An 8,330-nucleotide genomic window follows, 5' to 3' on the forward strand; every position below is an offset into this window, starting at 1 on the left:
CCTCACCCTACTCGATGATCAGACCGGAACCCAACTCTCACTTCTTATAAGTCCATCAATAGTAACTGTTTCTGATGCGAGCCAAATCACGCCATTCTGTGTATCCATCGTTAATAATGCGCGCGAAATTCGAGTAATCACTCAAACTACGTGAAGGAACAGGTATGAAAAAGCCACTGATGTGGTCGCCGCTAGCATTGATGATGGCGGGACTCGCCATGCCCGCGGCCGCCAAAGCCCCCCTCGAGCAAACCTACCAGTGCGGCATGACGCCCACCACGCCCATTTATTCGATCCAAGGTGACGGTGAGCGCAGCCCATTGGTCCCAGCGGACAAATACAGCTCCGATAAAACCTATGCGGTACAAGGTGTGGTCACTGCGGTGACCCAAGGCCTTTATAAAGGGGTTTGGATTCAAGATCCTCAAGGGGATGGCAATCGCGCCACGTCCGATGGCTTGTTTGTGTACTTGCGGGACGCTGATGCCCTCAATGTGCAGCCCGGTGACACCTTATGTGCCAGTGGTAAGGTCAAAGAGTATTATGGTCATACGCAATTGGGTGTGACCGATAATCAAGTCGCTAAGGGCCCGTATTATGGTCCGTTGGCTCCGACTGCCATTCGTGTGGATCACGGTGAGTCGTTAAAGGATGCACTTGAGCGTTACGAAGGCATGTATGTGACCATGGACGCGGACAGTGAACTGGTGATCACCCGTAATTTTGGCTTTGACTACGACGCGTTTCGCAACAATATGGTGTTAACGCACCGCACCCCTTTATTTAAACCCACGCAACTTTATCCAGCGTTAACCGACGAAGCGAAAGCACTTGCGGCGAACAATGCGGCGAATCAGCTTTATATCGAAAGTGATCAAAAAGCCAAAGACGGACAAATTCCCTATTTTCCGGGACTCGACGCTGAGCAAGGCTATTTGCGTATTGGCGATCGTATTGAGCATTTGTCTGGCGTGATGGGCTTTAGCTACGATCAGTACCGTTTAGTGGCCACCAACACCATTACCGCCGGTGACATTGTGCACCGTCACGATCGTCAAGATGCACCCGCGACGGTACCGAATACCGACATTAAAGTGGCAAGCTTTAACGTACTTAACTATTTCACCAGTGCCAGCGCCATTGGTGGTCCCTTAAATGTCACCTGTAAAGATCGCGACCATGCGGACGCCAAGCGTGGTTGCAACCGAGGTGCTAAAACCGCCGCTGAGTTTGAGCTCCAACGTACCAAGATTGTCAATGCCCTCCGCGCGATGGATGCTGATATCGTTGGCTTGATGGAGCTTGAAAACAATGGGTTTGAAGCTGGAAGCGCCATTGCCGATTTGGTGACCCACCTCAACGCAGAGTTTGCGGATCCTGCAGACCATTATCAGTTTGTTGAACCCAGCGATGCGGTGAAAAATCAGGGCGCGTTTTTTGGCTCTGATGCGATCATGGTGGGCATGATTTACCGCCCTGCAAAAGTCTCGTTAGCCGGTGACGCACAAGCGGTTGCTATGCCCGAACAGCATATAAGTGGTGAAAACCCTGAGGGCGAAACGCGTGAGCTTAATAAGTATCAACGCGACAGCTTGCTGCAAGCGTTTAGCATTAATGGCGAGCCGTTACATATTGTGGTTAACCACTTTAAGTCGAAAGGATCAGGCTGTTATGAAGATTGGATCGCGGGTGAATTCGAGACGGATACAGCAGATTTACAAGGACATTGTAATGCTTTCCGTGTCTCCGCGGCAGTGACATTACGCGATCGTCTGCAGCAGCTGGATGGAGACGTATTGATCCTTGGCGATCTCAATGCGTACGCGAAAGAAGATCCGGTCCGTGTATTAACCGACTACCAACGTCAGCCTAACCAGCGCGATATCATGACAGCCGCAGGAACGGAAATTCGCGGTGTACCTATGCATCCGACCGCACAAGCGGTAGAGAAAGGCCTGGGCTATATCAACCTCGCCACGGCGCGATTGGGTGATAAAGCCTATTCCTACTCGTACTCGGGTGAATTGGGGAGTCTCGACCATGCCATCGCCAGCGCTAGCTTGGCGGAAAAAGTCGTCGGTGTGGAAGACTGGCACATTAACTCGGTTGAAAGTACCTTGTTCGAATACAGTCGTCAGTACACTGGGGATTTGGTGAAATCGACCAATCCGTTCTCTTCGTCAGATCACGACCCTGTGATTGTGTCTTTGGCGTATCCGGATCCGGTTGTGCCTGTATCGGTTACCATCAATAACCGCAGTATTTTGCCGATTATTCCGATGCTGAATGGACAAAAAAGTCCTGATCACGCTTGGATGAAATGGCGCTCACAACGCACCTTTGATACGCAAAGCCCATTGGTACAAGGGCTGAAGCTTGATAAAGATGATCGTATCGAGGTTACTGTGAAAGCGCTGGGTTTGATCCCCGTCCATTGTGGCAGTGCGCCGGCGAGTCAGCCTATGTCGGTCCGTTACACCGGCTTCCGTTGCCAACTACGTTAATTTAATTACTACGGGCAGTGGCAACACCGCCTGCGGATGACGCTTGTCAGGCACTGTGTTAGCATCATTCCGGTTTTCAATCGGATGGCGCAGCACAGTGCTTCTTATCATCGATAATTACGACTCCTTTACCTACAACCTCTATCAGTACTTTTGCCAACTAGGCGTGGACGTGTGTGTTAAACGCAATGACGAGTTGGCTATCGCAGACATTGAGGCGATGGAGCCCTCCCATTTAGTGATCTCTCCTGGTCCTTGTACGCCGAATGAGGCGGGGATTTCTCTCGAGGTCATTCGCCATTTTGCCGGACAGATACCGATTTTAGGCGTATGTCTTGGCCATCAGTCCATTGCACAGGTCTTTGGTGCGTCGGTGATCCGCGCCAATGCGGTGATGCACGGTAAGACGTCTTTGGTCGAACATGATCATCAAGGGATATTTAACCGCTTACCCAGTCCGTTTACCGTCACACGGTATCACTCGTTGGTGGTTGACCCGCAAACCCTGCCTGATTGTTTGACCGTGACAGCGACCACCACTGAGCCCGATGGTCGCCAAATTATTATGGGATTGAAGCACCGAACCCTGCCAATTGAGGGGGTACAATTCCATCCGGAGAGCATTTTGACTGAACACGGCCATGACTTACTGGCGAATTTCTTACAGCAATAGTTACAAAAAATAGCGATCTTTATCACTATTTTCACATTTCGTTTTTTCTGACGTGATTATCAGTGGCTGCAACCTTATGCAGCCATCACCGTCATCCCGCACCACTCATGCCTTACAGGCATCTCAGCCTTGCTGATTAGGCGCTTCTTTCGCCTCACACTTTGTGCATAACTATATCTCTAATCTGCATGGTATTTGTTATTCTGCTGAAAAGAAAAAATAATCTGCTATTGCCGCGGTTAAAAGAATGTAAATACTATGCGTCATGGAAAAAACACAGAAGGATTGAGTGATGACGATGGACAAAAAAGTAGAACGTAAACTCTTTGATGAAGTGATGGTACCTTGCTATAACCCGATGCCCATGATCCCAGATCACGGCAAAGGCTCCCGCATTTGGGACCAAGAAGGGCAAGAGTACGTCGACTTTGCGGGTGGGATTGCGGTGAGCTGTTTGGGCCATTGTCATCCCGTCATGGTGGATGCGTTGACTGAGCAAGCTCAAAAGCTTTGGCACTTAAGCAACGTCATGACGAATGCACCTGCATTGCGTCTCGCAAAGCGCCTCACTGAGTTGTCATTTGCGGATCGTGTTTTCTACGCAAACTCTGGCGCGGAAGCGAACGAAGCAGCACTAAAGTTGGCACGCCGCTGGGCAAAAGAAGAACACGGAGAGCACAAAAGCGAAATCATTGCATTTAGCAAAGGTTTCCATGGTCGCACCTTCTTCACGGTCACCGTGGGCGGACAACCTGCTTATTCTGACGGTTTTGGTCCTAAGCCGGGTGATATTACCCACCTGCCATACAATGACTTAGCCGCGCTGGCTGACCATATCTCTGATCGCACTTGTGCGGTGATGATGGAGCCACTGCAAGGTGAAGGCGGCATTATTCCTCCAGAGCCGGGTTTCTTGGAAGGTGTACGTGAACTGTGTGACAAACACAATGCCTTGCTGATCTTCGATGAAGTGCAAACCGGTAACGGCCGTACGGGTACCTTCTATGCGTATCAACAATCGGGCGTCGCTCCCGATATCTTAGCCACCGCTAAATCACTGGGTGGGGGGATCCCGATTGGTGCCATGTTGACCACCGAAGCCCTGGCGGCACACATGAAACCGGGGACGCATGGCTCAACCTATGGCGGTAACCCCTTGGCATGTGCGGTCGCAGAAGCGGTGGTGGAAGAAGTGACCAAACCTGAGGTCCTTGACGGTGTTATTGAGCGCGAACAGTGGTTCCGCGATGGCCTAGAAGCGATCAACGATAAATACGGCATCTTCAGTGAAGTGCGCGGTAAAGGTTTGTTGCTTGGCGCGGCACTCAACAAAGCGTGGGAAGGGCGTGCGCGTGACATCTTAGTGGCGGCAGGTGAGGAAGGCTTGCTGGTGCTGGTCGCGGGCCCGAATGTGGTGCGTTTCACCCCATCATTGGTGATTACCAAAGCGGATATTGAAGAAGGTATGGCGCGCCTTGATCGTGCTATTGCGAAGGTCGTTGCTGCATAAGGCGGCCTTTACACTCGGAGGGATTTGAGATGTTAGTTATTCGGCCTATCCGTGCGTCAGATTTTGATGCACTGATGTTGTGTGCGGAAGAGTCCGGTCATGGATTTACCTCATTGCCGGTTGATGCCGATTTGCTACAAGGACGTATCAACAATTCGCTAGAAAGCTTTGCCAAGCATGTCACTAGCCCGGGCATGGAAGGCTACCTGATGGTGGCCGAAGATACCGAAACGGGCGAGGTTGCAGGCACCACAGGGATCGAGGCGGCAATCGGCCTCGATAACCCCTTTTATAGTTATCACTTAACCAAAGTGGTGCATTCATCGCGCAAGCTCAATGTCCATAACATTGTTGAAGTGCTGACGTTTGGCAATAACTACACCGGAGCAACGGAAATTTGCACCCTGTTTTTGCGTCCTGAGTTTCGGGGTGGCCTCAACGGTAAACTGCTTTCCAAGTGTCGCTTCTTGATGCTCGCCGAGTTTCCTGAACGCTTTGCGGATGTGGTGTTTGCCGAAATGCGTGGCGTGTCTGATGATGATGGCAACTCGCCGTTCTGGCAGTGGCTTAAGGACAACTTCTTTTCGATTGACTTTACTTTGGCCGATTACCTAACCGGTATCGGTGCGAAAGGGTTTATTGCCGACTTAATGCCTAAGTTGCCGATTTACGTCAGTCTGTTGAGTGAAGAAGCGCGTGCCGTGATTGGACAAGTGCACCCGAAAACACGGCCGGCACTGCGTCTGTTGGAGAAAGAAGGCTTTTCGTGTCGAGGATATGTCGACATCTTTGATGCCGGTCCAACGGTCGAGTGTTTGCGCCACAATATCGAATCGGTCCGCCATTCATTTAATGCGACTGCTAGCGTGCGTGAGCATAGCAGTGCTCAGCACTACTTAATTTCGAATACCGATTTTGCGGGCTTCCGCGCAACTGCGGCGAAAGCGGCACTTGATCCGGAAACCAATCACGTCGTGATTGCGCCAGAGGTTGCCGAAGCGCTGCAAGTTAAAGACGGCGATCGACTCCGTTTGATCGCGATGGAGGAGTAAGGATGACACATCAAACCGCAGGCCATTTGATCAATGGTGAATGGACGCCGGGTGAAGGCGACGTCATGACTTCGCTAAACCCTTTTGATAGCCGTTGTATTTGGCAAGGCAATGAAGCCACGAAACCGCAGGTTGAACAAGCGGTAAGCGCGGCACGACAAGCCTTTCTTACTTGGCGGAATACCGATTTTTCCGAGCGCCAAGCCTTGGTAGAACGCTTCGCTGAAATTGTGAAAGCCAATACCGACGATCTGGCGCGTACCATCGCTGAAGAAACTGGCAAGCCGTTTTGGGAAACCAAAACCGAAGTGGGCGCCATGGTGGGTAAAATTGCCATTTCGCTGCGCGCTTACCATGAACGTACAGGATCGCGGGAAAAAGACGTCAATGGTACGCAAGCTGTACTGCGTCATCGTCCCCTTGGTGTGATGGCAGTGTTTGGGCCGTATAATTTCCCCGGTCACTTGCCTAATGGCCATATTGTCCCGGCACTATTGGCCGGAAACAGTGTGGTTTTCAAGCCGTCCGAACTGACGCCTAAAGTGGCTGAACAAACCCTTGGCTACTGGTTAGAAGCCGGTCTACCTGCTGGGCTGATTAACTTGGTGCAAGGGGGCCGTGATACCGGCGAAGCGCTAGCACAAGCTCGAGGTATTGATGGCCTTCTATTTACCGGGAGTGCCAACACCGGACACATCCTCCATCGCCAGTTTGCCGGCCAGCCGGACAAAATGCTGGCATTGGAAATGGGGGGCAATAATCCACTGGTTATCAGTGATAAACACAGTGGTGTGGATGCCACGGTTTATACCATTATTCAATCGGCTTACCTCAGTGCCGGTCAGCGTTGTACCTGTGCACGTCGTCTACTTCTTCCTGAAGGGGAGGTGGGTGACAAGATCTTGGCGCGCTTAGCGGCGTGGACTAAAACGATCCGTGTGGGCGGCCAGTTCGATGATCCGGCGCCCTTTATGGGCGCACAGATCTCTGTGGCGGCAGCCGAAGGGATCTTAGCCACTCAGCAAAAACTGATCGATCTCGGTGGTAAGCCAGTCGTGGCGTGTGAACATCGCCATGATGCCGTGATCTCGCCGGGGATCATTGATGTTAGCAGGATCGCCGAGTTACCCGATGAAGAATACTTCGGTCCTTTATTGCAGGTGCAGCGTTACACCGATATGGCTGATGCATTGACGAAAGCGAATGATACCCGCTATGGCTTATCGGCAGGCCTTATCAGTGACGACGATGGTGAATGGCAATACTTCCTTGACCATATTCGCGCCGGTATTGTAAACCGTAACCGTCAATTGACCGGTGCCAGTGGGGATGCACCATTTGGTGGTCCGGGCGCGTCGGGTAACCTGCGTCCAAGTGCTTATTATGCCGCCGATTATTGTGCCTACCCTATGGCATCGATGGAAGGCGAGCAGGTCACCTTGCCCGAGAGCTTTGCGCCGGGGATCACGCCTCTTGATTAAGGAGAACAACATGGATAGTTGCCAAGCGTTATTTGACAGATTGTGGCAAGACTACACCCAGCGTCTTTGCCCTTCTGCGCAGAAAGTGCATGGGTTGCTCGAAGAAGGCCAACCCCTAATCAATGATCATATTGCACTGCGCACCTTTGCACTGCCTAATGTAGGGCTGGACAAGCTTGCCCGTCCTTTTATTGCGTTGGGCTATGAGCCGAAAGGTGAGTATACCTTTGAAGCGAAGAAGCTCAACGCACGTCACTACGAGCATCCCGATCCCTTGATGCCGAAAGTGTTTATTAGTGAATTGATGGTGGGCCAATGCTCGACAACATTGCAATCTATCGTGCGCGACTTAGTGGCGAATGTGGATGATGATGCGCTGAAAGGGAGCGATTTTCTTCATCAAGGACGTTTGTGGGAGTTGGATTGGCAAACCTACAAGACGTTAGCGGATGAAAGTGAATATGCAGCTTGGGTGGCAGCGCATGGCTATGGGGCGAACCACTTTACCGTCAGCGTGAATCAGCTTAATAACCATGATAGCTGTCAAGCGGTCAACGATACCTTGCGCCAAAATGGGTTTACCATTAACGAATCTGGCGGGGAGGTTAAAGGGGATGCGTCAGTCTTTTTGGAGCAATCCTCGACGATGGCTGATCGCGTGCCGGTGCAATTTAGCGATGCACGCCATGATATTCCGGGTGGTTTCTACGAGTTTGCGAAACGGTATCCGCTTCCGGACGGTGAACTTTATCAAGGTTTTGTCGCCGCCTCGGCTGATAAAATCTTTGAAAGTACGCATCAATAGTGGTGAGAGAAGAAAAGGAGAGCGATGCTCTCCTTTTTTGTTTGCCCAGCGAAGCTGGCAAACCCGTCAGGTTGAAAGAAACCTGAATCGCCCCGACTGAGGGGAAGATAATCCGACTCGCAAGGGCGTTGCTGGCCAACGGCAGGGTCTGAAGGAAGCGATAGGAAGTTAGAGGCACACAACGCAAGTGAACCTGTTTCGGCTTGATAGGTGGGTAAGCGTGCAAAATAGCGTGAAGTCCAATACTCAGTCAGACCTATCAAGTGCTTGAGGGTGGCGTCTCTGACAGGGAGCCAGTGCAGTAA

General features: G+C 51.4%; 7 protein-coding genes. 6 read left to right on the forward strand and 1 reads right to left on the reverse strand.

The genetic code is table 11. The features are described 5' to 3' along the window. Nucleotides 1-164: 164 nt before the first annotated feature. From BGK46_RS15900 to BGK46_RS15925, 6 genes are all read left to right on the forward strand, one after another. Nucleotides 165-2,504, forward strand: a complete 2,340-nt coding sequence (locus BGK46_RS15900) for an ExeM/NucH family extracellular endonuclease (RefSeq protein ID WP_069590931.1) — start codon at nt 165-167, stop codon at nt 2,502-2,504. 97 nt (nt 2,505-2,601) lie between these two features. Then, nucleotides 2,602-3,177 (forward strand): anthranilate synthase component II, encoded by a 576-nt coding sequence (locus BGK46_RS15905; RefSeq protein ID WP_069590932.1) that lies wholly within the window; start codon nt 2,602-2,604, stop codon nt 3,175-3,177. Between the two features lie 292 nt (nt 3,178-3,469). Then, the gene (locus tag BGK46_RS15910) at nt 3,470-4,687 is read left to right on the forward strand and encodes an aspartate aminotransferase family protein (RefSeq protein ID WP_069590935.1); all 1,218 of its coding nucleotides are present in this window, start codon (nt 3,470-3,472) and stop codon (nt 4,685-4,687) included. A gap of 29 nt (nt 4,688-4,716) precedes the next feature. Then, nucleotides 4,717-5,739: an arginine N-succinyltransferase gene (gene astA / locus BGK46_RS15915; RefSeq protein ID WP_069590937.1), complete on the forward strand. Its 1,023-nt coding sequence runs from the start codon at nt 4,717-4,719 to the stop codon at nt 5,737-5,739. Nucleotides 5,740-5,741: 2 nt separating this feature from the next. After that, entirely contained in the window at nt 5,742-7,220 is a 1,479-nt protein-coding gene (gene astD / locus BGK46_RS15920) for a succinylglutamate-semialdehyde dehydrogenase (RefSeq protein ID WP_069590939.1), read from the forward strand. Nucleotides 7,221-7,230: 10 nt separating this feature from the next. After that, nucleotides 7,231-8,025 (forward strand): DUF1338 domain-containing protein, encoded by a 795-nt coding sequence (locus BGK46_RS15925; protein WP_069590940.1) that lies wholly within the window; start codon nt 7,231-7,233, stop codon nt 8,023-8,025. On the opposite strand, the gene BGK46_RS17665 is transcribed toward BGK46_RS15925, so the two are convergent. Beyond that, a partial coding sequence (locus tag BGK46_RS17665; RefSeq protein WP_175418671.1) for a hypothetical protein occupies nt 8,019-8,330 on the reverse strand: 312 nt, incomplete at its 5' end. The two genes, BGK46_RS15925 and BGK46_RS17665, sit on opposite strands and share 7 nt — an antisense overlap.

This window comes from Salinivibrio sp. SS2, from assembly GCF_001722075.1.
In the GTDB taxonomy this organism is placed as follows: Bacteria; Pseudomonadota; Gammaproteobacteria; order Enterobacterales; family Vibrionaceae; genus Salinivibrio; species Salinivibrio proteolyticus.

Excerpts from the sequence above, each read along its gene's own strand:
- astA (WP_069590937.1), top strand. The coding sequence starts at position 4,717 with ATGTTAGTTATTCGGCCTATCCGTGCGTCAGATTTTGATGCACTGATG.
- BGK46_RS15925 (WP_069590940.1), top strand. The coding sequence starts at position 7,231 with ATGGATAGTTGCCAAGCGTTATTTGACAGATTGTGGCAAGACTACACC.
- BGK46_RS15900 (WP_069590931.1), top strand. The coding sequence starts at position 165 with ATGAAAAAGCCACTGATGTGGTCGCCGCTAGCATTGATGATGGCGGGA.
- BGK46_RS15910 (WP_069590935.1), top strand. The coding sequence starts at position 3,470 with ATGACGATGGACAAAAAAGTAGAACGTAAACTCTTTGATGAAGTGATG.
- astD (WP_069590939.1), top strand. The coding sequence starts at position 5,742 with ATGACACATCAAACCGCAGGCCATTTGATCAATGGTGAATGGACGCCG.